Genomic DNA, 25,100 nt, shown 5'->3' with positions numbered 1-25,100 from the left:
CACGCGCTCAAGCTGATGTTTTTGGCAAGCTCCGATACTCACTCGGAGTTTGCCCCGTTATTCTCGAAAACTCTCGATTGAAATTAGATTTAGTTTGAAAGCCAGAACTGAGAAAGATGTCCGTGATCGTTCTATCACTGTGCTTCAATAGAGTCTTGGCATGTTCTATTCGATAGGTGTTGATCACCTTCGAAAGGTTCTCGTGGTGGATTTGATTAACCGCATACGATACTTTCCGAGCCGGAATACCGAGCTTTCTCGCCAATCGGTTAAGAGACAGATCAGGATCTTTAAACACCTGATGATCTTTCATCAACTCATCAAACTTAGCGACGATCTGTGTGGCTTCTTCACCTTCCTTTAAGCTTATTGATGATGTCACAAGCGTACCAGCGTCTTCAGCTAAGCAAGTCAACGTTAGACGTTCATTCTGCTGTTGGTTTTGTTCCAGATCAGGAGACGTACTAGTGCTGACAACAATCACAGCCCCTACAATCGCGGGGATAAGAACTAAGTAGCTAACGGATAGAATCAAATCAGTGTGTTGCGCATTGAGCAGCAAAATATCATACGAGATAATGCCATCCACTAGAGCTGAAAACAACAGAACTACACCAGCCGCACGCTCAGCATATAACACATTCAATACATCACTCAGTCTAACGTGCTCTGGAAAGTTAAACGATGATTTCAACAACAAGCAGCCATAGCCAAAATATAGCGAGATCAGCAATATATCTATCGCCCCACCCCAAATATGTTGATAAAAAAGTGAGCCAATCAGAACAGCCACTGGACCTAACCAATGAAAATGTGCGCTGGGTTTACTTCGGTGAGCCCCCGCAAAGCAAAGCCATGCTGTTGCAGGTACGCTTGCCCCTAGAACTGGCTGTAGGAAGCGAAACAATGCGATATCCACCGTCCAACGTAACCCAACAACAGTAATCATTAACGCGCACAACATGATAAACAAAAATGATTTTTGACTTGTTTGTGGGTAACGATATCGAAGTAAAACGGCCGTGATGAATAACAGCAGAGCAGCAACGAATGGCAAAGGAATCGCGAGCATCAAAGTTCCATTTAGGTTCGAGGAAAAATAATTTAAATATCAAGTCGCAGGCAGATACGAACAAAACGACCACGCGAACCTGAACGATAGGTATTAACTATCAATCCATGGTAAATCATTCCTCGGCGAGAAATCTAGAACGAAATCTTGATGGTGTTAAGCCGATGATTTTCAAAAAGACTTTTCGAAAGCTATTTACGTCTTCATAGCCGACTAAATAGCTGATTTGATCTACCGGTTTATGAGAACTTTCCAGTAGTTCACAGGCACTTTGAATACGCACATGTTGGATGTAATTGATCGGCGTAAAGGTAGTTGCTTTAGTAAATTGACGGATAAAAGTTCTTCGGGTCATGAACGCTTCTTCAGCCAACTGATCAAGAGTTAAAGATAAGTGGTAGTTTTTCTGAATAAAGTGCTGCACCGATACAATCTTGTCATTACCGTGAGCATAATTCGGCGTAAAACTCTGATAATAGCGCTGTTCCCTCAACCCAGTATCAAGTACGAGATACTTACCTAGATTACGAGTATTGGTCGGAGTCGTGTATTTTGTCAGGATAGACAAAGCCAGATCCATCCACGACATCAAACCACCAGCTGTGATGATGTCAGCGTCATCAATCAAGATTTTGTCGATATCGACATCGATGTCCGAATAGAGAGCCGAGAACTTTTGTTGTGCTTGCCAATGGGTTGTCACGGTTCGACCTTGCAGTAGCCCCGTCTTCGCCAAAATAAACACGCCCGCACATGCCGAGCACAGTATCGACCCTCGTTGATGAGACTCAACAAGGTAATCTAACAGCCTTTCATCCGGCTCTAGGTAGTAGCGACCATCTAAGTTTGGCGGCAATAAAATGATATCGGCCTTTGAACCAAAGGTTGAACTGTCTTGTAAGGTGCCTATTGAATGGCCGGTTGAACAAGCCAAGTCATCGTGAGGCTTAATCTCAACATGAAACTGAACCTGTTCATTGGAAGGATCAAGGCTATTGGCCATCTGAAGAAACTCTTTCACCCCGAACACTGCACTCTGAAGAGAACCTGGATAGTCGATGATTTCGACCATTACTGATTTTGTCACTATTGCCATATAGTCTGTCATTTTTGACGTGCGATAAAAAATACAGAGTATTCATAATATTCCTACACCGCAATACACTAAATACAAAGGTATGGACTATGACAAACACTGCACTACTACTTATCGACTTTCAAAATGACTACTTCCCTTCATACGAGGGAGCGAAATGGCCGCTGTCTGAGACAGAAAAAGCAGCCCAAAAAGGCTCTCAATTACTAACCGCATTTAGAAAGAAACAGCTTCCTATTGTTCATGTTCGTCATGAGTTCCCAACCAATGAGGCGCCCTTCTTCCAGCCGGGCTCAAACGGTGCTCAAATCCACAACAGTGTCGCACCTCAAGAAGGTGAACTTGTGATTGTAAAACATCAAATAAACAGCTTTAGAGAAACAGAGCTGAACGAAGTACTGAAGGCAAAAGGAATTGAAAAACTGATCATTGTCGGCGCAATGAGCCACATGTGTATTGATGCTGTAACTCGCGCAGCTACCGATTTAGGCTATGAGTGCCATGTAGCGCACGACGCTTGCACAACGTTAGATATGGAATTCAACGGCATTACCGTGTCAGCAGCGCATGTCCACGCTGCATTTATGGTTGCTCTTAGCTTTGGCTATGCAAATGTCGCGTCCGCGAATGAACTTGAGAACCTGCTTTAACTAAATTCAAAACCGCCTTCATTCACAGGCGGTTTTCTTTAACCTCAAATCAAGCCTTAATTGTCTGCCCATTCAGAACAGGCACAAAAAAGGCTCCTTGCGGAGCCTTCTATCGAAATCAATGATGACTAAGCTTGATAAGTTGGTACTAAGCTTTAGCTACTTGGCGCGCTGGATGCTTGATAAACACGGCAAACACAGCCACGATCGCAAGAGCAAAACAGTAGTAAGAGTTAGCCACAATATCCAAGGGAGACAAGTTAAATACTGAACCTAATAGCAACACCTGCGCACCATAAGGCAGTACGCCTTGAATCACACAAGAGAAGATATCCAATAAGCTGGCAGAGCGACGTGGAGACACGTTATTTTCTTCAGCTAATTGGCGAGCCACGCTGCCAGATACAATAATCGCTACCGTATTGTTTGCCGTACATAGGTTCACCATTGATACCAAGCCAGCAATACCGAGCTCACTCGCACTGCCATTGGCTTGCTTAGAGTGTGAAGAACCAAACGCACGAATCAAACCGCTCACTAAGTTAGTCAGAAACGCCAGTCCACCTTGGCGACGCATTAGCTCACTCAAACCACCAATCAACATCGACAGTAAGAAGATCTCCTGCATGTTGCCAAAGCCAGCATAGATATCTTGAGCGTAATCGGTCAAACCGTAGTTCTCAACAGAACCTAGACTTACACCACCCGCCAGCAAGATACCAATTGTCAGCACAACGAACACATTCATGCCCGATACAGCAAGAATCAAAATAGTGATGTACGGCAGTACTTTCAGCCACTCGATTGGGCCTGTTTCAGGAACCTGAGTTGCAGTGCTGTTAAAAGCAAAGATAACAATCGCGATAAGAGCAGCTGGAAGTGCAATGCGGATGTTCTCTTTAAACTTATCTCTCATCTCACAGCCTTGCGAACGTGTCGCGGCAATGGTGGTATCAGAGATGATAGACAGGTTGTCACCAAACATCGCACCACTCAAAACAACACCTGCTGTCAGTGGAATGCTCATGCCTGCTGAATCTGCAATGCCTAACGCCACAGGTGCAACCGCAGCGATGGTACCCATCGAAGTGCCCATTGCTGTTGCGATGAAAGCAGAAATAAGGAAGATACCCGGCAGAATCATGCTGGTTGGAATAGCAGATAGGCCAAGGTTTACGGTCGCGTCAACGCCACCAGACGCTTTAGCCACAGCCGCAAAAGCACCCGCCAATAGGTAGATCATACACATTGCAATAATGTCTTTGTGACCGACTCCACTCAGGAATTGCTCGATAGCACGGTTCAATTTATCTTTGCTTAGTAACAGCGCCAACATCACCGCAGGCAAAGCCGCAATCGGAGCTGGAAGCTGATAGAACGCAAAGTCAACGCCTTGCAAGGACAAGTACGTACCTACGCCAATAAACAGCGAAAGGAAAACAATCAGAGGGATAAGTGCAACTGCAGAAGGTGCAATTACAGCATTAGAATTTTTCGAATTAGACATGGAACGACAACGCAATAGAACAGGGAGAAGAGAGACTAATGTCACACTTAGAACTTGTCAACGTCTAAACGTCTAAACGTCTAAGCGCCCAATTAAATGCAAAGTAATAAGAACCCTATTGAACATCACTTAATAAAAAAGGCTATTTACTAGTCAGTAAATAGCCTTTCGATAATAGATAGTGCGCCAATAGAAGCTAGCGTTTTTGTAAACTTAGCAGGTAAACGTAATTAGCGTTTCTGCTTAAACGTTACTTGGTATTCGCCAATATCTTGGTAATGGAATGTCGTTAGCTTATCGAATTCCATTTCTACGATACCGCAGTAAGAACCCGTGATGATTGCTTCACCCGCTTGGAAATCAACACCACGACGCGTCATGTAGTTAATCAGCCAGTAGATTGGGCTTGGTGGCAGTGTATTCGGGTGCTTACCGTCAAATGCTTGAACTTGCTCGCCTTGAGTTACTTCAATACTGATCTCAGCAGAGGTGAACGCTTTTTCGCGATCAATCTCAGGGCCGATGAACAAGCCTTGGTTTACTAGGCCGTCAGCAAGTCTTTCATAGAACTCGGCACCGCTGTCATCAGCAAAGCGAGATTGCATTAATTCAAGAGCCATATGGCAAGAACCAATCGCTTCATTGATTTGCTCTTCACTGTAACCTTCTGGGTTTGCAGGCAGGCTCTTTGCAAGAGTAAAAGCAATTTCAGGTTCTACACGAACAACGTTGTTGTCTGCAAACAGTTCACAAACCTCACCTTGTTGAATACTGCCCGAAAAGATAGGCGCAACAATAAACTTCTCTTCAGCAAGAGGCAGTAAACACTTCCACCCACCTACTTTATCGCTCTGAAGGTCAATCATTGATGCTTGAATTTTCAACGCATCTTCCAAGTTATTCGGACGATACTGTTCGTCCAATCTTGGTGCTTTAGTTCCCGCGACGCGGCGACTCAGCAGTTCTTCAGCTGCTTGCTCAAATACATTTGTCATATAATACCACCTTTAGTTTTATGACCAGTATAATATCGGATTTCTTGAAGCTTGAATAGACAATTAAACAACGAACCAACACCGAAAATTCAACCATCAATTTTCGCATATTCTAAACGTAACTACATAAAACTATGTTGATTTCAATAAGGAAAAAGCCAGTAAATTGATTACTGGCTTTCTAAGCGTACTACTGATGACTAGGCTTTATTGCCCTTTTAACGTCTTCTTCAGATTCTGCATGAAGTTTCTGAAATGAGGCATGAAATCAACAAACAGAGGGTGCTTTCTGTCTTGCATCATCATTGGGCCGAGTAATCGAATGCTCACCCCTAGTCGCGTTGCTGATTGCTCGTCTAAGCCGCTGTCTTGTTTGATCTTCTCAACAATCGCAAACATATTCTCTCTGTCTTCAATTTCAAACTGCATGGTTTGCAGTTCACGATCTTCTTTGATGTTCACTTCTTCGATAGTGATACGGTAGTTATTGTGTTTGCCTGTGAGTGCTGTCATGTGGATCTCCTGCAATGCTTAAAAATTATTTTGGCTAGCTCTTCATGAATCGTTCGAGCTTAGGTTTAACCGTCATCGACATCACGACCATGATCGTAAGGCCAATAGGAAGCGCAGCAATAAATCCATTAAACCATCCACTGGTAAACGCCGATGGATCCGAAAATCCAATATTATTTGCCGCTGTTACAAATGCCATGATGGACTCCATGATAAAAGCCATAATCAATCCCACGATTAGGTTGCGAGCTTTCTCGCCGTAATTGGGCAACGCCTTAGCAGTGACTTTAGTCACCAAAGTCATCATCACTATGCCGATTGGCATCATAATCACGACAGCAAGCGCTAACGATGATAGCCAATTGCCGATGAATGCCTCACCGAATCCAACATTCATGTAAGTCATAACCGCTGTTAAACTGCCGCCAATCGTCAGCATTAAACTCATCATGACCAAAGCTTTGTGCAATACAGGCGTGGCTTTTTGCTCAGGAAGAGTTGGCGTTAATGTTGCTTGAATCGTCATATCTATATTCCTGTCTTGAATTTACGAACAATTAAGTTGATAATGTCAACTATAAATAAAGTGGTTGATATTGTCAACTAGATTTCTAAGGATCGTTTATGTCTGATAACACATCGCTAGAATCCATCTTTCGTTTGGTACACTCTTTGAAACGTCAAATGAGTGAACAGATTGAGAGTTTGGACTCTGACATCGCGCCAATGAATATTCGTGTAATGAAGATCATTACCAAGAAGTCTCCATGTACTTCTATTGATATTGCACACTTCCTAAACCGCGATAAGGCGCAAGTCACTAGGCTCGTTAACGCGTTGATCAGTCAGGAACTTGTGAAGAAATCGCCTAATCCCGAAGACAAGCGCAGCCAGTTATTGGTTCTGACCGATAAGGGTCAAGAGATCATGAATAAGGTCGCGAATATTGATCGTGAAATGCTGAAGAGAATGACCAAAGGCATGGCCGACGATGAGTTAGAACAGTTTCGAAAGATCGCGAGCAAGATGGCTCACAATCTAGAAAACTGATCTAGAGAATGAGTGATTAGAAATAGATCGGCTCTTTGAAACAAAGCCGATCTTTAGAAAGATGAAAAAAACGCCACCGAATCGTACGATCGGTGGCGTTTTTTGTATGAGCTGATTTGATATAGATTAGCGGTATGGCTACCTCTAACTTAGATGACCGTTTTAATTAGATGCCAGTTCTAATTAGGTAACAGCTCTAATTCGATGCTAGTTTCCACCACGCTTGAACGGGGACTGGCTCTGCGATCACTAGGCGTTCACCCATCACAGGGCTCACCATTTTCACGTCTCGCTCTTTGCTTATCGTCAGTGCTTGCTCCATTGGGTCTTGCCAATCGTGCATAGAAAGGTCAAACGTGCTGTTGTGGATTGGCATCATCACCTTACCTTTAAGGTCAATGTGCGCTTGAACGCTTTGCTCTGGGAACATATGAATATCCGCCCAGAGTGAATTATACGCGCCCGTTTCAACCATGGTTAAATCAAACGGTCCGAAACGCTCACCAATCTCTTTAAAGCCGTTGAAGTAACCAGAGTCACCGCTAAAGAAGACTTTCTTATCTGAAGCGTTAATGACCCAACTCCCCCACAGTGTTTGGTCACGATCAAGTAAGCCACGCCCAGAAAAATGTTGTGTCGGCGTCAAAGTGAACTCGATATCAGCAACGGTTGCCGACTCCCACCAGTTCAACTCAATTATCTTTGCTTTATCCACGCCCCACTTTTCTAGTAGAGCACCGACTCTGAGTGGCACCAAAAATGTCCCTACTTTGTCTGCTAATACCTTTACGGCACCTTTGTCTAAATGGTCGTAGTGATCGTGGCTGATCACTACCACATCAATATCAGGCAGTTCTTGTAATGAGATTGGTGTTGGATGGAAGCGCTTTGGCCCCATCCATTGCACTGGCGATGCGCGATCACTGAACACAGGATCAGTCATCACTAGCTTGCCATCCAGCTTCATCATCACGCTAGAGTGACCCAAGCGGTAAGCAACATCGTCTTGTTCTTCGATCAGTTGCTCGGCTGTCATCGGTTTCAGAGGCAATGCAGCTCGTGGCACCGGCTCATTCCTTTCCACAGTCACGTAAGCTTTCAAGATTGAAAAAATATCAGACATACCCGATTTGTATTCCAACTCACTGTTAATAAACTTCTTCGGAAGCTTATCTAGATTGTCGTTTGATTGTGAACCTGTGCTTACGATAGCGACCACGGCAAGTACTCCTAAAATCGGTAATAGATATTTTTTCATTGGTATCTCTTTAATCATTGGGTCTATCCCAACGCAAAAACTACACTGATTAGTTTACATAGCAAAACGAAAAAGTAAACCGGTTAGTGTAATTTATATTTTGGCTATATGTGGACCTGCCGAGATCGGCTAGAAAAGAATAGTGAATCTATTTAGTTAGAAATATTAATCCGCAGACCATACATTCTTGAAATCTGGCCAACCCCAGTTCGTGATGGCTACATTCTTCAGAATACCTTGGAAACGCACGGTTTGTAGGTGATGGAACATAGGCACTAACCAATAATCCGAGATCAGCGTCGATGCAACGGGCTCCAACTCTGCCAAGTAATTCGGCAGTTCAACCGATGCCTTATGATGATCTAAGCGCTGCTTCAGCCAATCGCTGTTCATCTCTCCTAGTGCAGAGTGCAAAACAGGATCATTCATCAACCACGAGAACAGTGAAGAAGGTGCATTGTCATCGAGATTGAGGTTACACAACACCAAGTCTTCTTTAAGGTCACCACTCTGAGATAGCTGAGCCAGTTCTCGAAAACTGTAGGTATTTACCTCAACTTCGACACCATATCGTTTCAATATGTCAGATACACAAATAGCACATCTATATAGGGCGTAGTAATTGTAAACGGCTATGGTCATCTTTTTAGGTAGTTGAACTTCTTTCGACGGCGTTCGATACAATTTTTGCCAGCTTGGCAATATATTCTGAGCTAAAGACACGCTGAACAACCCTTGATTTTGTTCCAATTGAGACAAAATAGCTTGCGGACTGGCGAGCCCGGAGAGGTATTTACGCTGCTCATCGCTCAACGAGTTTGCCGTTGAGTTCTGATTGAACAGGATAAACAAACAGCCATCTTCGATCCGGCTACGAAGGCCATCAGTCTCTGCAGACACCAGCTCCGCATCGCTTTTTCCGAGTTGATGAAAACAAGACGAGTCTTCATAAGGTGACACTTGCATTTGGCTGTCATCAAAACGAGCACTGCCCGACATTGATTCTTCAAATTGCCAAATGGTGACCTCATCCGTTAAAGAACGACAGCCATAATAATGTTCAAATGCCGCGAGTTTGATACGTTCATTATTGGTCTCAACCACTTTGAAGGGCCCTGTTCCAATAACAGCATGAGATACCGAATTTAATGGCGATGGCTCACGGGTCACTTGGGCAGCAGGTTGAATTGAATACTTAACGCCAGCAAGCAAGCCAGCAAAACCAGTATCGGCCTTGGTCAGTTGGAAGCTGATCCTTAACGGCTGCTCACTGTAAACCGAAGCAACATGAGCTAGCTCTGTCTGATAGAAAGGTAGCGGTTGTAAAGCGGTAAACAACGATACTAGCTGTTTGGCGTCGACGGGTTGACCATCGTGAAAAGTGAGACCGGGGCGCAAATAGAAAGTCCAAACCAACTTCTCAGAATCATATTCCCAATGATGTGCAAGTTCAGGCTTCAACTTCCCCTTGCCATTACAAGTGACTAGGCAACTGAACACTTGCCTGATCAAAAACCGTTCACTACTGCGGTGAATATGATGCGGGAACAAGTCCTCAAACTTACGTTTGTAAGTTAATTGAACGTGCAGTAACCCTTCTCGAATCGTCGCACCGGAAGTTTCTTGGAGAAGAGCGCCAAATACAGCCCGGTCATCTTCCAAAATAGAAAGTGCTTTTTCGTATTTGCCCTGCTCTATCAATTTACTGGCAACATGTTGAGTCATTTCTTGATTACTAAAACGTAATGTCAGGTTAGAACGTTGATTCCGTCCCACTTTAGGCTCCCACACTACCCACTCAGCCTGATGCATCTTGCCTAACAAGGTTCGCGCATGGCGCAAACTAGTAAACAGCTTGTCTGCAACCTCAGTCAAGGTAACCGAGTGTGAGATGTTAGGCTCGAACGAATCCAGCCTTGTGTAGTAACGCATCATGTTTAGATCAGACAAATAATGAACCTTTTAGAAATAACCTTTCCTCATAAAGCCAATTATAAAACACATTTGTCTTAAAGTGACGATAAAAGACAAAAATAGGAACGCTTTAATAAAAACCCATCTGTTTATTACTTCCTATTAAACAACCATAATTAGTAGGTCAGCAAGGAACTCAAAGTTCCTACCAAAGCCTAATACAAGAGAAGTAATCATCATGAGAAAATACTATCTTAATAAGCTAAAAAGCACCTGTAGCAAGCTCGAAAGAGAAGCACTACGAACACTTATAGAGCTATGTAACTGGCGTTATTAGTACACTTTTTAGCACCGAGTTAACGCGAGTTGAGTGCAACCTAATAGGCTCCTACCCCCAATATGAGTTAGGTCTCAACTCGCTTTTCCATTCCAAACACCCTCTCAACCCTGCTGTACCAATAGCTCACACACTTGATAAATTTCCGTTATCGACTCGACAAATTTAATTCGTTTTCTTAGTTAAACGAAAAGCCTTAAGGTTCGCCCCGAAGCAAGCAAAGAGCCTCAGAAAAACTGAAAGCTCAGCTAACAACTCATTTATTTGCAGTTACCAATCAGGTATTAACTAAGGAAACGCCATGCGTATCGCAATTCTTTCTCGCAACGAAAATCTATACTCTACTTCTCGCTTAAAAGCAGCAGGTGAAGCTCGTGGTCACCATGTCGATGTTATCGACACGCTGCACTGTGATATAGATATCGCGAGTAACAATCCGAAGATTCGCTACATGGGTGAAGAGCTACCTCAATACGATGCTGTAATCCCACGTATTGGCGCTTCCATTACCTTTTACGGCACTGCGGTTGTTCGCCAATTCGAAATGATGGGCACTTTTTGTATCAATGAGTCAGTGGCTATTAGTCGTTCTCGCGACAAACTGCGCTCACTGCAATTGTTGTCTCGTAAAGGTATTGGCTTACCAAAAACAGGTTTCGCTAGCCGCCCAGACAAAATTCAAGACTTGATCAAAAACGTAGGTGGCGCGCCACTGGTCATCAAGCTTCTTGAAGGTACTCAAGGTATCGGCGTTGTTCTAGCAGAAACAAACAAAGCAGCTGAAAGCGTTATCGAAGCATTCATGGGCTTAAAAGCGAACATCTTGGTTCAAGAGTTCATTGAAGAAGCAAATGGCGCCGACATTCGCTGTTTTGTTGTTGGCAATAAAGTGATTGCCGCAATGAAACGCCAAGCTGGTGAGGGTGAATTTCGCTCTAACTTGCACCGTGGAGGCACAGCTCAACTGGTTAAACTAACCAAAGAAGAGCGCGCTACAGCAATCAATGCTGCGAAAATCATGGGTTTAAACCTATGTGGCGTTGATATTCTACAATCTAAGAATGGCCCAGTTGTAATGGAAGTTAACTCTTCTCCTGGCTTAGAAGGTATTGAGAAAGCGACAGGCAAAGATGTAGCAAACATGATTTTCGAATGTATCGAAAAAAATGCAAAACCAAACGCTAACCGTACTCGTGGAAAAGGCTAATTAACAGCCATTTACTCATGATTGGAAATGACATGAACAATAAAATGATCATAGGGAATACTGAAGCACTTTGCTTACCAGAGTTAGGGATAACTGGACTACATACACGTGTTGATACGGGGGCTAAAACGTCTTCTCTACACGTAGACAACCTTTTGTGTTTTAAAGAAGATGGCGAGCGTTTCGTAGAATTCGATTTGCACCCAGATGTTTATCACCTAGAAGAGACGATTCGTTGCACGGCTAAATTGAAAGCGAGCAAGAATATCAAGTCTTCCAACGGTGAAGTAGAAACTCGCTGTGTGATTGAAACATTATTGCGTATTGGCGGTAAGCAATGGCTTATCGACCTCACACTCAGTAACCGTCAAGATATGACTTATATGATGTTGCTTGGTCGTCAGGGTATGAGTGACAAAGTGATTGTTGATCCAGCGGGTGAGTTTCTACTTACTCACTAACTTAGCCGCTCCACGGCTTTAGTGGTTCAACAACGCAAACATAAAGGCCAGTCTTAAAGACTGGCCTTTATCATTTGTGCCGACTGTTTTTATCTTTATAACCAGACCGCCAAACCGATTTAATCAAGCCCTTAAGTTTGATTTTAGTCACACGCCAATGAGTAACAGGTCTTCTTGGAGCACTCATCAGTAAGTGTTCAAAGGCTTTTTCATTGAAATCCACTTGCCCACCATGTGCCACCAGCAAGGTATCGACCTGTAGGTCATAAATACGAGATACTGATTTTCGATATTTATTAGGATGAAAAATGGGGAAAGGTGGAATCAACTTCTTTTTAACGTCCACCATCAGGTCAGCCACATACGCGACACTGTGCGATGGGCAATAGACGGAAAGGTCTCTGTCGGTATGGCCTGGCGTTTCCAGAACTAACCAGTCGTCAAACCCCGGAATGCTATCTCCATCCGACAGCTTGTAATCCGGCTTCAACTTTCTTGAATACCACAGATTCGCTTTAGGTTTTCCCAATCGATTTGCCATCCATCGAGCCAACGCAAGGTCCGCAAGGTGCATCAATACCCCATCAACACCGTGATACCAATCCCTATCTCGATTCGCTGCGACCAAATTACAATGAGTCAATTGTCTGAGCTTGTGCGCTGCCCCTGCATGGTCAGGGTGCATGTGCGTGACCACCACTGTATGTAAATCATTAAATTGGCGATTGAGCTGGTCTTCAATGAAAGATCTGAGATGAGGGATATCTGCCCGACAAGCGCCATCTAGCAAGAGCAACTTGTCTGGGTACTCTACGAGATATATGTCTTGGATATAGCCTTTAATGGTATGAAGTTGCAAACGGTATTCCTATTTTTTATCCCTGCCTACTGGATAGAACTAACAATCCAGTAACAAGTGGTCTAACCAGAATATAGCAAAGATAAATAAAATATGATTTTTTGAACGCAGAATTACGGATACAGATAACAAAAGACGAGCCTACTTCTTGAATAAAAAAAACCTTAAATGACAGGAGAATTTGCAATCATGCTGATTTTAAAGCATTAAATTCACAACACTCTTGAAAACACTATGCATCTTAAAGAAGAAATTTAAGTCTATTATCAAAATAATTTTGAAAGTGTAACAAATGCAGCACTGTTGATGATTATTAACCCATTGGTAACATTTGCGTCAATTATCAAGGGGAACACAATGAAAAAAACAATAATCAACACAATTCTTGCGAGCACTCTTTTATCCACTTATGCGCAAGCTGCGACAGAACTCATGCCAACACTAAAACAAGCAACGGTTGTTGCGACCATGACTGAACGTCCGGGAAACCCTTCAATTACACCGGATGGACGTTTATTACTGAGCGTTCATCCACTCGACCACCCTTCGACCAAAGTAATCGAATTAAGCGTGGCAGGAAATCAGACCCCATACCCAACGATGAAGTATGCACAAGGTAATGACTCTCTATTTAAAGCCGTCATTGCTATTCGTACCGATGACAACGGAGTCGCATGGATTCTCGATCTAGCAACTCATACCGTAACGGGCTGGGATACTCGCAATGAAACGTTGGTAAAAACGATTGAAATACCGGATTCAGTTTTAAAACCGACAAGCTTCCTACAAGACTTTGCTTTAGACCAAAAAAGACAACGTATTATCATTGCTGATATGACCCAGAACGATCTAAAAAGTGAAGCCATTCCAGCCTTTGTAACCGTTGACCTCAATACTGGGGAAGCTGTACGAGTAGCAGAAAATCACCCGTCTATGAGAGCTGACAGTAAAACCGGTTTTGCGTTAAACCCAATCACGATTGATCCATCTTATGAATGGGTTTATTTCGGCGCTGTCAACGGCCATACAATTTACCGTGTTAAAGCGAGTGAGTTTGATAATAATGGTAAAACAGTCGCAACCAATATTAAAAAATACGCTGATAAACCTTATTCAGATGGCATTACTGTAGACAGTGATCAGAACGTTTATATTACTGATATAGAGAGTAATGCAATTGGTGTATCTACACCAAAAGGGTACCGAATTATTGCCACACTATCAGACAACCAAACTTGGCCTGATGGCATGTCATTTGGCCCTGACGGTTATATTTACGTAACGGTCAATCAACTTGATCGAACGGCTGCATTAAACAACGGTAAAGATACTGGTACTCGACCATTCGAAGTCGTCCGAATCAAAGCACTAGCTAAAGGAACAACCGGACGATAATCCAACAGAAGTGAGCCTTTAAATTGGCTCACTTTTCTTTTCGGTTGATCCTCTCTCTTATCTTCACCAGCAAACTATCAACATTAGTCGTGACGACAAAATACGTGATTTGTTAGCACGAGTTATTCGGACTATATATGCGCCTCTATTTTATTGTCTGAGTGCTATACATGAACCAATTAATCGATGCTCTTTCTACCCAAGGTTATTTCGTTTGGGATGACTTCTTAACTCAAGAAGAAGTGGTGGCATTGAGGGATTGCATTCCAGAGAACTGGAAAAAGGCTAGGATCGGCCGTAATGATGAAGTAGCAAGAGAAACAACGATTCGTAGTGACAAAATTCAGTGGGTGCGCCGCGATATGGGCGAACCCGCATCTTTGTTCCTAGACAAAATGGAACAAATCCGTTTAGAAGCAAACCAAGCGTTCTTTCTGGGTCTGTTCGAGTACGAAGCGCACTTTGCGAAATACGAAAAAGGCGACTTCTACCAGAAGCATTTAGATTGCTTCAAAGGCAATGAAAACCGCCGTCTAACTACCGTGTTCTACATGAATGACGAATGGTCAGAGGAAGACGCAGGAGAGCTCGTGGTTTACGATCTAAAAGACAATCACATTGCGACCATTCCACCAAAGGGTGGTCGACTGTTGGTATTCTTGTCTGAACAGTTCCCACACGAGGTTCTGCCAACCAACACAGAGCGATTCAGTATAGCTGGTTGGTTCCGAATTAACGGCGTGAAAGACAACCAATTGGACATCGCACACTAAGCTAAGCCAACCCAATCTCTATCTTATCCAGAGCCTATTTCATCGAAAGCCTCTCCATCGAGAGGCTTTTTCGTAGATAAGAATCACAATAAGTGACAAGTCTAATCAACCGCTTTCATTAGCAGAGTCACAACACGGCTATTTGGCTTCACGATTGCTCTGGCGTAATAGAGAAAACTGATATTTAATAAATATTTACGATGCGTCTTAAAGAAGGATTAATTATGTCGTCTATCATCGTAGGTCATCGTGGTGTGGCAGGTACTCACCCAGAAAATACCAAAGCAAGCATTGAACAGGCCGTTAAACTCGGTTTGAAATGGGTCGAAGTGGATATTCAAGTCACTCTCGACGACCAACTTGTCGTTTGTCACGATCACACACTAGAACGTTGTAGTGATGGTAAAGGCCGTGTTGATGAACACACCTTGGCAGAGCTGCGTCTGTTAGATTTTGGTAGCTGGAAATCGGAACAGTTTGCAGGTGAAAAAATACTGACTCTAACAGAACTGCTGAGCTTGGTTGAAGCGCATGATCTTAGTGTTAACCTGGAAATTAAGGTCGATAGTAAGCACCAAGCACCTCATGTGGTCGATCTTCTGCACACAGAATTGATCCGCTCAACGCTGGATACCGATAGGATCTTACTGTCTAGCTTCAGTCACCAAGTCGTTGCTGAAATGGCTCACCACTTATCGAGATACCGAGTTGGCGTGATCACAGAACAATTGACTCAAGCCGACCTGATGCTTATCGATAAGGTCAAAGCGTTCAGCTGCCACATGAACTATGAACATGTGAACCAGAGCGATCTCGATACGCTCAACCAAGCAAACATTCAAGCATGGTGCTACACCGTCAATGATCCGTCTCACTTCAGACTTTTATCAAAAGTAGACGCTGTATTTACTGATTTTCCGAATCAATTCAACTTTATAAATTGACCTCGTAAATACCGCAAAAGCACGCCTCAAGAGACATCAAAATTAACCCCAATAAACCTGAAAATTAGGTAGCAAACACAAGTGAGTAGGAGTACATTCCGCTACTCACTTGGTTTCATTAGCTCGCTCTATACAGACAGCTTCATTGGTTACTTAATTTATGGATCTCATTTTTAGTCCAACCTTCCCAATTTTGGGTGCAATCTTCATTTTCGCCGCTATTGTTCGTGGCTTTTCAGGTTTCGGTTTCACCTTAGTGGCATTGCCATTAAGCGCGTTGTTCGTCCCTGTTATCGAACTGGTCCCTGTTTTCATGTTGATCGACCTTCTCGGCAATATTCAATTGCTGCCAAAGGTTCGAAAGCAGGTTAATTGGCGCTGGGTTTCAAAGGTGTTTATCCCTTGTTTAGCCTTCACTCCAGTCGGCTTACTCTTGCTCAAATCGGTTAGCCAAGACACGATCATCTTGATCATCAGCGCTTTTATCTTTGCGTCTGCACTTATGATCTACAAAGGCTTTCAGTATCAAAGCGAACCTAGGTTTGCGCCCTATATTCTCGGCAGCCTTGCTGGGGTAATGAACGGCGCGGCTTCAATGTCTGGGCCTCCGGTTGGAACGCATGCACTAGCAAGCCCAGTAGAGCCTCACATTGCCAGAGCTGGCCTTATCGCGTTCTTTGTATTAGCAGATTCGAGTGCGTTTGTTTCAGCATCGATAGCGGGCTTAGTCGACCGTGATGTGGTCTGGATTACGATTGTACTTTTGCCAAGCAGCATGTTTGGTGGCTATGTCGGATCTAAATTGTTCGAAAGGTTTGGCGGAGAGAAATTCAAGCCTGTCACTATTGCATTGCTTTTGGTGATTGCCATATTCAGTGCAGGGCGAGTGTTAATCTAAGCTCGGTAAGTGAAACTTAAGTTAGATTAGTAAAAGTCTAAATTGGACGAGTAAAAACAATCTGGGTGCTACCATTCAATATGGATAGGAGTACCCATTTTAACTAACTCGATAAACTGATCCATATCTTGGTTGGTCAGTGCAATACAACCATCCGTCCAATCAAAGCTTTGGATAAAACTAGGTGAACGCAATTCACCATTTTTAATACCATGAACTTTAATATTCCCACCTGGGTCGACATCGTGTTTCTTTGCCCATTGTCTATCGGTTGAACGTGGGTAATTAATGTGTACTGAGCGATAGAATTCAGAATCTTCCATAATGTAATCAAGTTGATATTGACCTTCTGGCGTGCGGTTATCCCCTTCAAAACGTTTGTGTCCTTTGGGCTTCTTGCCTAGCGCGATGCGAAATTCCTGAATGACCTCATCCCCTTTAAGCAGATACATCCTACGTTTAGATTTATCGACCTTAACCAAAGTTACCATTTGTAACTGTGGATCTATTGCAGAGTCGATATCTGGAGTCGTATAAATTCGGCGGGATGTTCCTTGAGATTGCAGGGCGATTTGTTCGTTAACTTTACCTTCAATAGCATCATTTTCAAGAAAACCATCAGCAAAAGAATTCGAGGTTACTGGGGATGTTGGAACACGCTCAGATTGAGAAGGGGCAGACTCAAACACAATCGTTTCGATGGCCGTTGCATCAGAAACAATCTTTTCAACAATTAACTGTTGCCCAATGACAGACTCATCCAAGGCTGGAGGCGCCGCGGCATATAAAACCTGCGTCGACAAAACTAAGTAAGTAAATAGAGATAAAAACAACCGCACGCCTAAATCTCCTCTAAGCTCATAGACATGGTTCGCGATTGAGTTTCCATTCCTAACGACTCATAGAAACTCTGAGCTTGCTGGTTAAACTCCATCACTTCCAAACGAAGCTCTATCGCACCTCTAGCCTGTGACCACTGGTTGAATGACTTCATCAACGCCTTACCGACACCTTGACTCTGAGCTTCATCGCTAACCACAATCGTATTCACCCGCGCGACCTTATGCGATTGAATAAAGCTCACCCCTTTGTTCTGCGTCACTTTGCCGGCAAGAAAACCAACAACGTGTTCGTTTTTAACCGCAACAAAGAAGGAGCCCTGCGGGTCTATCATCAGCCCTAACCAATACTCTTCACTGTCTCCAAAGCTTCGTGACGGTGGTGCAAACACCATAGGTGCGCCAAGATGATGTTGGCGGTTTATCTGCTCAGAAAGCGCTAAAATAGAGCGAATATCAGTTACCTTGGCTGTCCGAACTTGCATATCATTACCTTGTTTGAATTCCATAATACCTTAGCAAAAATGCCTTCATTATGCACCGTCGTAGCCGATTCCGAGTACGCTAAATTACACCCTATTGCTAATATAAGGCAGCCTTTGGATAACAATTGTTCCTCAATTCTCGAGCACATTCGATGACGTGAGTGCTACTATCTCTGCAGAATCAATACACTAACGACTGGATACCTATATGATTAAGTTTGCTGTAATTGGAACCAATTGGATTACACAAAAGTTTGTTCAAGCTGCCCATGAAACTCAATCGATGCAACTTGCTGCGGTTTATTCACGAAACTTAGACAGCGCGGCACAGTTCGCCCAAGAATTTGACGTTGAAACGACTTATGACTCACTCGACGCATTAGCCAGTGACAGCACAATAACAGCGGTTTACATCGCGTCTCCAAACTCAATGCACTGTGAGCAATCGATTTTAATGATGAAGCACGGCAAGCATGTCATTTGTGAAAAGCCTGTCGCGTCGAATATTGATGAAGCGACTCGAATGTTTGAAGTCGCGGAGCAAAACGGCGTCGTGCTGTTTGAGGCATATAAATCTCAGTTCCTACCGAACTTTAAACAGATCCAACTCGGATTAGAAAAAATCGGCAAGGTGCATAAAGCGCACATCAACTACTGCCAATATTCATCTCGTTATCAGAAATACCTTAACGGTGAAAACCCAAACACCTTCAACCCAACTTTCTCTAACGGCTCATTGGTCGATATTGGCTTCTATTGCGTCGCAGCAACGGTTGCTCTGTTTGGTAACCCCGAAAACGCACAAGCTTCAGCCAAGCTGTTGGAGTCAGGTGTTGATGCTCATGGCTGCGCGATCTTCCAGTACCCTGAATTTGACGTGACGCTTGCTCACTCCAAAGTCAGCGACTCTTACGCGCCAAGTGAGATCCAAGGCGAACTCGGAGCGATCATCATCGATCATATTGCCGAGTGCACAGACGTAAAAATCCGCTACCGAGACGGCAGTGTTGAAAACCTCACTCAACACCAAAGTGAGAATTCGATGGGCTACGAAGCGCAAGCTTTTGCCGATTGCATTCGTGGCGATCAAGTAACCAAGGCTCAAACAACAAAGCGTACTTTAACCGTTTCCAAGTTAATTACAGAGATGCGCCAGCAAGTTGGTGTCGTTTATCCTGCGGATAAATAGACTCCTTTGGTAAGTTAACAAGCTGATTTTTAAGACATCGCAATTTACTCACAACCAAATTTAATCCTTACGACAAATAACCGGATTAGTTGATTCGAAAGTCATCTGTTTAAATCCGCTTTCGATATCTGTCGTACTTATTTAATTTATTGAAGGTGTGTAAAGTGTTTTCAGTTGACGATCGCGTTGTAGCAACAAAAGGTGTTGATCTTGGTGAAATGGTAGTGACTGGCCTAAGTGCTGGTGGTGGCTACGTTCACGTTACAACGGTAGAAGGCGCAATGACGCTTACTTACCCAGCGCAAGACCTTAAAAAAGCATAGTTTAACCACTCTGCTCTTTTAGTTGTCACTCTGCTAAAGGTAACAAAATTAAGGCTTTGGTTAGCTTCACTCTTCTGCATTAGAGTGAGCAGCCAAAGCCTTTTTTGTGCCTGTAATTCCCCCTTGCCGGCTATGTTCATTTACCATCGGGTTAGACGCTTGTAACGATGGTCGCCCTAACTAATCAATGACTATTTAAGCCAAGCTCTTATTGTCGGCTCGGACTTCTGCTACATTAGCATCATCTTATACTTATAATGACCATGAACTGAGGGAAGCTATGAAGCTTTACATTTACGACCACTGCCCTTTCTGTGCAAGAGTTGCCTACATCGCTCAATCTCTAGGCTTGAATATCGATCTTATTTCTGTGGATTATGATGATGCCCAAACCCTTATCGATTTGATCGGTAAAAAGATGGTGCCAGTCTTACAGAAAGACGACGGCTCTATCATGGCGGAAAGCTTAGATATCATCGCTTATTTCATGGACTTGAAATCAAGTGATGAACAACGTGTACCATCTGAACAAGTCACTCTGTTCCAAAGCCGTGCATTCCCATTAAGTCAGCGCATCGGTCTGCCACGTTGGTGGAAACTGGATCTTGCTGAATACCAATCCGAAGCAAGTAAAGCTGCATGGCGCGCGAGCAAAGAGACGGAAGAACTCAACTTCGACAAACTGATTGAGCAAACACCGCAATTCGTTGAACAGATTAATCCATTATTGAAAGATGCCGAGCTTCTGCTGAACTTAGAAAATGGTGAGTCGTCGCTACCGCTTATTGATCAAGCAGTGTACTTCTCCATGCTGCGCGGTTTCTGTGTTGAACCAAGCATCACATGGCCACCAGCGCTTGAACGTTGGTTAGAACAGCAAAGCGAAGCTCTTAAGCTATCGCTGCTTCGTTAATTCGTTAATTCGTTAATTCGTTAATTCGTTAAAAAATAACAAGTAATAAATAAATAAAAACGAGAATCTCACCGAATGAGATTCTCGTTTCTTTAAAGGTTCAATCCCCTTTATCAGAGCAAGCGTCTTCTCAACCCTGTACGCTCCAAGATTCTCGTCGAAATTTCCTCAACCGATAACGAGGACGTGTTGATGTAAGGTATCGCTTCTCGGCGGAACATCGCCTCTACCGTTTGTAACTCATACAAGCATTGCGAGTCACTCGCGTACTCACTGCCTGCTAAACGATTCTCACGAATTTCAGTCAACCTTTCGGCATCAATGGTTAAGCCAAACAGCTTATGTCGATAAATCTCAAACTCTGGCAACAGTTTCAAGCGCGCTAAATCATCATGAATAAATGGGTAGTTCGCCACGCGTAAACCAAACTGCATCGCCATATACAAGCTAGTCGGTGTTTTACCGCTTCGAGAAACACCAAGCAAAATGATATCGGCTTCTTCTAGCCCTTTCAGCGTGATGCCATCATCATGAGCCAGCGTGTACTCAATCGCGGCAATACGATCGAAATACTTTACCGAATCCTTATTCACACTGCGTGATCGCTGTAGCTTAGGAACCGGTGCCATCTGGATATCATCCTGAACCTTTTGAACGATACTCTCCAACACGTCATAACAGTGAGCTGGTGCCTTAAGCAATTTCGCTTTGATATCGGGAATCACAATCGAAAAAAACACCAACGGTTCTAACCCGGTATCACGATACGAAATTTCGATCTCTTTTAATAAATCAGAAAGTTTGTCCTCACTTTCCACAAACGGAAAGGTTTTTTCATTAGCTTTGAAAGGAAATTGACCTAGAACAACATGCCCTAAAGTCTCACATGTTATGGCCGTTCCATCAGAAACATAGAATACATCACGACTTTGAATATCAATTTGCATTTTTTATTTAATATTTAAAATTATTTTGAGTAGGATGGTAACCATAATATATATAACAAAACCCTGCTGACTATTACGTCCCCCACAGCTTTTGAAAATAATTTACATTTTTTTAAACTGATACGTAATCGTTTGCCTTTAAATCCCTACAATGCTTGCTATGTTTCTGGAGAAATAAATGCAAAATAACACCCTATGGTTCAATGGCCTTTCCATGGAAGATGTCGACAAAGTCGGCGGTAAGAATGCTTCACTTGGCGAAATGGTTTCTAACCTAGCCAACGCTGGCGTATCAGTACCTAATGGTTTTGCTACCACATCTTATGCGTTTAACAACTTTCTTGACTACAAAGGTCTTGATGAGCGCATTCACCAACTCCTTGATGAGCTTGATGTTGAAGACGTTGACGCACTGCGTAAGACAGGTGCAACAATTCGACAATGGGTTCTAGACGCACCATTCCCAGAATCACTAGAGCAAGATATCCGTGATAACTACCGCGAACTGATTGAAGGCAACGAAGAATTGTCTGTTGCGGTTCGTTCATCTGCAACGGCAGAAGACCTTCCAGATGCTTCTTTTGCAGGCCAGCAAGAAACCTTCCTTAACGTGAAAGGTATCGATGCGGTTATCGAAGCGACTAAACACGTATTCGCTTCTCTGTTTAACGACCGCGCTATCTCTTACCGAGTACACCAAGGCTTTGACCACAGAGGCATTTCCTTGTCTGCGGGCATCCAGCGTATGGTTCGCTCAGACAAAGCTTCTTCAGGCGTTATGTTCACGCTTGATACTGAGTCAGGCTTCGACCAAGTAGTGTTCATCACCTCTTCTTGGGGCCTAGGTGAAATGGTTGTACAAGGTGCTGTGAACCCAGACGAGTTCTACGTTCACAAGCCAATGCTAGAAGCGGGTCACTACCCTATCGTTAAAAAGACGTTTGGTTCTAAGTTGATCAAGATGATCTACTCAACCAACCAAGAGATCGGTAAACAAGTTGATATCATCGACACGGATACTCAAGAGCGTAACGAGTTTTCACTGAACGATGAAGAGATCAAAGAGCTAGCAAAACAAGCGATGATCATCGAGAAGCACTACCAACGTCCGATGGACATCGAGTGGGCAAAAGATGGTATCGACGGCAAGCTTTACATCGTTCAAGCTCGTCCTGAAACCGTATGTTCTCAAAGCGACCAAAACGTTATCGAGCGTTACGAGCTAAACAACAAGGCCGATGTCTTGGTTGAAGGCCGTGCTATCGGTCAACGTATCGGTTCTGGACCGGTTCGTTTAGTTGACTCTCTAGACCAAATGTCATTGGTTCAAGAAGGTGATGTACTGGTAACAGACATGACAGACCCAGACTGGGAACCTGTGATGAAGAAAGCCTCTGCAATTGTGACTAACCGTGGCGGCCGTACTTGTCACGCGGCAATCATTGCTCGTGAGCTAGGTATTCCTGCAATAGTAGGTTGTGGGACAGCAACAAGTAGTCTGAACGATGGTGATATCGTGACCATATCATGCTCTGAAGGCGAAACTGGCTACGTTTATCAAGGTGAACTCGACTTTGAGATCAAGCGTTCTGAGGTTGATGAGCTACCAATGCTGCCAACTAAAGTAATGATGAACGTAGGTAACCCAGATCGTGCCTTCGACTTCGCTCAAATCCCGAACGAAGGTGTTGGCCTTGCTCGTCTTGAATTCATCATCAACAAGATGATCGGTATTCACCCTAAAGCTCTGCTGAACTTCGATGAGCAAACGGATGAGATCAAAGCAGAAATCAACCAACGCATTCGTGGTTATAAAGATCCTATCGATTTCTACGTAAGCAAGCTAACGGAAGGCATCGCGACCATCGCTTCTGCGTTCTGGCCTAAGCGTGTAATCGTACGTATGTCTGACTTTAAGTCGAACGAGTACAGTAACCTTGTTGGCGGTAAAACGTTTGAACCACATGAAGAGAATCCAATGCTGGGCTTCCGTGGTGCATCTCGTTACATCTCTCCAGTCTTTGAAGACTGTTTCGAGCTTGAAACTCAGGCGCTGAAACGTGTTCGTAACGAAATGGGATTGAAGAACGTTGAAATCATGATTCCATTCGTTCGTACTCCAAGCGAAGCGGCATCGGTTATCGACATTCTGGCTAAGTTTAACCTGCGTCGTGGCGACCAAGGTCTGAAAGTCATCATGATGTGTGAGCTTCCATCCAATGCGATTTTGGCTGATGAGTTCTTGAAGTACTTCGATGGTTTCTCTATCGGTTCAAACGACATGACACAGCTGACACTTGGCCTAGACCGAGATTCAGGCGACGTTGCTCACTTATTCGACGAGCGTAACCCTGCAGTTAAAGCGATGCTGAAAATGGCTATCGATGCAGCGGCGAAAGCGGGTAAGTACGTAGGTATTTGTGGCCAAGGCCCATCTGACCATGACGACCTAGCCGAGTGGTTAATGGAACAAGGCATCAGCTCTGTTTCTTTAAACCCAGATACGGTTATCGACACGTGGTTGAAGCTTGGTAACGTCGCCAATAAGTAACGCTTCACGCGTACCTAAACGATAAAAGCCAGTCACGATGACTGGCTTTTTTAGGTTATTTGCTAATTAGATCGCTAGAAGTAGTATCTCACACCAACCCAAGCCTCGGTTTGCCAACCATTCGGCATTGACACACCTTTCACATCAACATCCGCTTTGGTAATGTCATAACGCGTATTCAACCACCAAGTTCTTGCAGTGTTCATAGGCACATTTAACGATGTTTTAAATGAGAAGTTTTGCATGTCAATATCATCACCAGACAGATCCTGCCACTCAGGTACTAAAGACACATAGGCGCCAGAGTCACCGAGATGCTTCGCGGTAATCAAACCAAGCGAGTATCCCGTTAAATCATCTTTAGATGAAGTAACACCAGGGATCTCCATGCTACCTGTCATCAACCCTGCTCTTGGAAATACAAGAAATCCACCGGTATAAGCTGGGTTAATCGCAACAACACCGCCAACCGACAATAAGTCATTTTTAATGCTGTTGCGCGTATTAATATAATCTAATGAAAGACCCACTTTAGGCGTAGCTTTAGTCCCCGTTTCAAAGACGTGGAAGTACTGGATTCTAGAGTTGCTATACTCTGTACCGAATTTGTCTGGATCGCGAAGCGCTGTGTTGCTTTCATCGACAAACGTCCCTTCAGCCAATAGGGCAAACTGTTGACCGTTTTCTAAACCGCCAGAAACTTGCCCTTGAAATTGGATATCTGAACTACCATTCAACATCAATGCAGCTTGAGTATAAACTTTAGTGACATCAGCAGGATCGATAACACGTTCGGAATCTGAACCTGCATGTGCAGGAAGGGTTAGACCTAAACTCAACGGGATTAATAGAGCAAACTTTTTCATTATATCTCTCGAAAGTCGCTTGCTTCCTCCTTGAAGCCTGGAACATCCTGTTAGGTAA

The 25,100-nt window shown here is 43.6% G+C and carries 25 protein-coding genes; 12 read left to right on the top strand and 13 right to left on the bottom strand.

What is annotated here, in order from left to right:
* Positions 1 to 7 precede the first annotated feature (7 nt).
* Together OCV36_RS17835 and OCV36_RS17830 are read right to left on the bottom strand one after the other, a co-directional pair.
* Positions 8 to 1,075: a helix-turn-helix domain-containing protein gene (locus OCV36_RS17835; RefSeq protein WP_135458335.1), complete on the bottom strand. Its 1,068-nt coding sequence runs from the start codon at positions 1,073 to 1,075 to the stop codon at positions 8 to 10.
* Between the two features lie 112 nt (positions 1,076 to 1,187).
* Positions 1,188 to 2,168 carry a GlxA family transcriptional regulator gene (locus tag OCV36_RS17830; RefSeq protein WP_135458337.1) on the bottom strand — a complete coding sequence of 327 codons (981 nt, stop codon included), beginning with the start codon at positions 2,166 to 2,168 and terminating at the stop codon, positions 1,188 to 1,190.
* A gap of 89 nt (positions 2,169 to 2,257) precedes the next feature.
* Here OCV36_RS17830 and OCV36_RS17825 point away from each other — a divergent pair, with 89 nt between their 5' ends.
* Entirely contained in the window at positions 2,258 to 2,818 is a 561-nt protein-coding gene (locus tag OCV36_RS17825) for a cysteine hydrolase family protein (protein WP_135458338.1), read from the top strand.
* A 148-nt stretch (positions 2,819 to 2,966) separates the two neighbouring features.
* Here the strand turns inward: OCV36_RS17825 and OCV36_RS17820 are convergent, their stop codons facing one another.
* From OCV36_RS17820 to OCV36_RS17805, 4 genes are all read right to left on the bottom strand, one after another.
* Positions 2,967 to 4,325: a Na+/H+ antiporter NhaC family protein gene (locus OCV36_RS17820; protein ID WP_135458341.1), complete on the bottom strand. Its 1,359-nt coding sequence runs from the start codon at positions 4,323 to 4,325 to the stop codon at positions 2,967 to 2,969.
* A gap of 230 nt (positions 4,326 to 4,555) precedes the next feature.
* On the bottom strand, positions 4,556 to 5,320 hold the full coding sequence (locus OCV36_RS17815) for a hydratase (protein ID WP_135458343.1): 765 nt from the start codon (positions 5,318 to 5,320) through the stop codon (positions 4,556 to 4,558).
* Between the two features lie 207 nt (positions 5,321 to 5,527).
* Entirely contained in the window at positions 5,528 to 5,833 is a 306-nt protein-coding gene (locus tag OCV36_RS17810; RefSeq protein ID WP_135458345.1) for a DUF3861 domain-containing protein, read from the bottom strand.
* 34 nt (positions 5,834 to 5,867) lie between these two features.
* Positions 5,868 to 6,359: a DUF2798 domain-containing protein gene (locus tag OCV36_RS17805; protein ID WP_135458347.1), complete on the bottom strand. Its 492-nt coding sequence runs from the start codon at positions 6,357 to 6,359 to the stop codon at positions 5,868 to 5,870.
* 98 nt (positions 6,360 to 6,457) lie between these two features.
* Between OCV36_RS17805 and OCV36_RS17800 the strand changes: the two genes are divergently transcribed.
* On the top strand, positions 6,458 to 6,883 hold the full coding sequence (locus OCV36_RS17800; RefSeq protein WP_016769096.1) for a MarR family winged helix-turn-helix transcriptional regulator: 426 nt from the start codon (positions 6,458 to 6,460) through the stop codon (positions 6,881 to 6,883).
* A gap of 196 nt (positions 6,884 to 7,079) precedes the next feature.
* On the opposite strand, the gene OCV36_RS17795 is transcribed toward OCV36_RS17800, so the two are convergent.
* Positions 7,080 to 8,141: an MBL fold metallo-hydrolase gene (locus tag OCV36_RS17795; RefSeq protein WP_135458349.1), complete on the bottom strand. Its 1,062-nt coding sequence runs from the start codon at positions 8,139 to 8,141 to the stop codon at positions 7,080 to 7,082.
* A gap of 165 nt (positions 8,142 to 8,306) precedes the next feature.
* On the bottom strand, positions 8,307 to 10,091 hold the full coding sequence (locus OCV36_RS17790) for an SgrR family transcriptional regulator (protein ID WP_135458351.1): 1,785 nt from the start codon (positions 10,089 to 10,091) through the stop codon (positions 8,307 to 8,309).
* 602 nt (positions 10,092 to 10,693) lie between these two features.
* On the opposite strand from OCV36_RS17790, the gene rimK reads away from it, so the two are divergent.
* Together rimK and OCV36_RS17780 are read left to right on the top strand one after the other, a co-directional pair.
* On the top strand, positions 10,694 to 11,599 hold the full coding sequence (gene rimK / locus OCV36_RS17785; protein ID WP_017076564.1) for a 30S ribosomal protein S6--L-glutamate ligase: 906 nt from the start codon (positions 10,694 to 10,696) through the stop codon (positions 11,597 to 11,599).
* Positions 11,600 to 11,631: 32 nt separating this feature from the next.
* Positions 11,632 to 12,060, top strand: coding sequence for an ATP-dependent zinc protease family protein (locus OCV36_RS17780; protein WP_017076563.1), 429 nt, complete (start codon positions 11,632 to 11,634; stop codon positions 12,058 to 12,060).
* Between the two features lie 70 nt (positions 12,061 to 12,130).
* Here the strand turns inward: OCV36_RS17780 and OCV36_RS17775 are convergent, their stop codons facing one another.
* Positions 12,131 to 12,919, bottom strand: coding sequence for an MBL fold metallo-hydrolase (locus OCV36_RS17775; protein ID WP_135458353.1), 789 nt, complete (start codon positions 12,917 to 12,919; stop codon positions 12,131 to 12,133).
* Between the two features lie 357 nt (positions 12,920 to 13,276).
* On the opposite strand from OCV36_RS17775, the gene OCV36_RS17770 reads away from it, so the two are divergent.
* The 4 genes from OCV36_RS17770 (at position 13,277) to OCV36_RS17755 (ending at position 16,929) form a co-directional block, all read left to right on the top strand.
* The gene (locus OCV36_RS17770; protein ID WP_017076561.1) at positions 13,277 to 14,314 is read left to right on the top strand and encodes an L-dopachrome tautomerase-related protein; all 1,038 of its coding nucleotides are present in this window, start codon (positions 13,277 to 13,279) and stop codon (positions 14,312 to 14,314) included.
* A gap of 170 nt (positions 14,315 to 14,484) precedes the next feature.
* The gene (locus tag OCV36_RS17765) at positions 14,485 to 15,087 is read left to right on the top strand and encodes a 2OG-Fe(II) oxygenase (RefSeq protein WP_102553206.1); all 603 of its coding nucleotides are present in this window, start codon (positions 14,485 to 14,487) and stop codon (positions 15,085 to 15,087) included.
* Between the two features lie 224 nt (positions 15,088 to 15,311).
* Positions 15,312 to 16,031: a glycerophosphodiester phosphodiesterase family protein gene (locus OCV36_RS17760; RefSeq protein WP_017076559.1), complete on the top strand. Its 720-nt coding sequence runs from the start codon at positions 15,312 to 15,314 to the stop codon at positions 16,029 to 16,031.
* A 160-nt stretch (positions 16,032 to 16,191) separates the two neighbouring features.
* The gene (locus OCV36_RS17755; RefSeq protein ID WP_102553208.1) at positions 16,192 to 16,929 is read left to right on the top strand and encodes a sulfite exporter TauE/SafE family protein; all 738 of its coding nucleotides are present in this window, start codon (positions 16,192 to 16,194) and stop codon (positions 16,927 to 16,929) included.
* Positions 16,930 to 16,997: 68 nt separating this feature from the next.
* Here the strand turns inward: OCV36_RS17755 and OCV36_RS17750 are convergent, their stop codons facing one another.
* Both OCV36_RS17750 and OCV36_RS17745 read right to left on the bottom strand, forming a co-directional pair.
* The gene (locus OCV36_RS17750) at positions 16,998 to 17,768 is read right to left on the bottom strand and encodes a L,D-transpeptidase family protein (RefSeq protein ID WP_135458355.1); all 771 of its coding nucleotides are present in this window, start codon (positions 17,766 to 17,768) and stop codon (positions 16,998 to 17,000) included.
* A 2-nt stretch (positions 17,769 to 17,770) separates the two neighbouring features.
* Positions 17,771 to 18,253 carry a GNAT family N-acetyltransferase gene (locus tag OCV36_RS17745; RefSeq protein ID WP_102553217.1) on the bottom strand — a complete coding sequence of 161 codons (483 nt, stop codon included), beginning with the start codon at positions 18,251 to 18,253 and terminating at the stop codon, positions 17,771 to 17,773.
* A 208-nt stretch (positions 18,254 to 18,461) separates the two neighbouring features.
* Between OCV36_RS17745 and OCV36_RS17740 the strand changes: the two genes are divergently transcribed.
* From OCV36_RS17740 to grxB, 3 genes are all read left to right on the top strand, one after another.
* Positions 18,462 to 19,442: a Gfo/Idh/MocA family protein gene (locus OCV36_RS17740; protein ID WP_135458358.1), complete on the top strand. Its 981-nt coding sequence runs from the start codon at positions 18,462 to 18,464 to the stop codon at positions 19,440 to 19,442.
* 164 nt (positions 19,443 to 19,606) lie between these two features.
* On the top strand, positions 19,607 to 19,765 hold the full coding sequence (locus OCV36_RS17735) for a hypothetical protein (RefSeq protein ID WP_017076554.1): 159 nt from the start codon (positions 19,607 to 19,609) through the stop codon (positions 19,763 to 19,765).
* A gap of 280 nt (positions 19,766 to 20,045) precedes the next feature.
* Positions 20,046 to 20,678 (top strand): glutaredoxin 2, encoded by a 633-nt coding sequence (gene grxB / locus OCV36_RS17730; protein ID WP_135458360.1) that lies wholly within the window; start codon positions 20,046 to 20,048, stop codon positions 20,676 to 20,678.
* A 113-nt stretch (positions 20,679 to 20,791) separates the two neighbouring features.
* Here the strand turns inward: grxB and ppsR are convergent, their stop codons facing one another.
* The gene (gene ppsR, locus OCV36_RS17725; protein ID WP_017076552.1) at positions 20,792 to 21,625 is read right to left on the bottom strand and encodes a posphoenolpyruvate synthetase regulatory kinase/phosphorylase PpsR; all 834 of its coding nucleotides are present in this window, start codon (positions 21,623 to 21,625) and stop codon (positions 20,792 to 20,794) included.
* Positions 21,626 to 21,803: 178 nt separating this feature from the next.
* Between ppsR and ppsA the strand changes: the two genes are divergently transcribed.
* Positions 21,804 to 24,176 carry a phosphoenolpyruvate synthase gene (ppsA, locus tag OCV36_RS17720; protein WP_017076551.1) on the top strand — a complete coding sequence of 791 codons (2,373 nt, stop codon included), beginning with the start codon at positions 21,804 to 21,806 and terminating at the stop codon, positions 24,174 to 24,176.
* Positions 24,177 to 24,250: 74 nt separating this feature from the next.
* On the opposite strand, the gene OCV36_RS17715 is transcribed toward ppsA, so the two are convergent.
* Positions 24,251 to 25,042, bottom strand: coding sequence for a hypothetical protein (locus OCV36_RS17715; protein WP_135458362.1), 792 nt, complete (start codon positions 25,040 to 25,042; stop codon positions 24,251 to 24,253).
* Positions 25,043 to 25,100 lie beyond the last annotated feature (58 nt).

The sequence above is a fragment of the Vibrio echinoideorum genome, assembly GCF_024347455.1.
Taxonomy (GTDB): Bacteria; Pseudomonadota; Gammaproteobacteria; order Enterobacterales; family Vibrionaceae; genus Vibrio; species Vibrio echinoideorum.
This window is presented reverse-complemented; position numbering and strand designations above follow the sequence as displayed.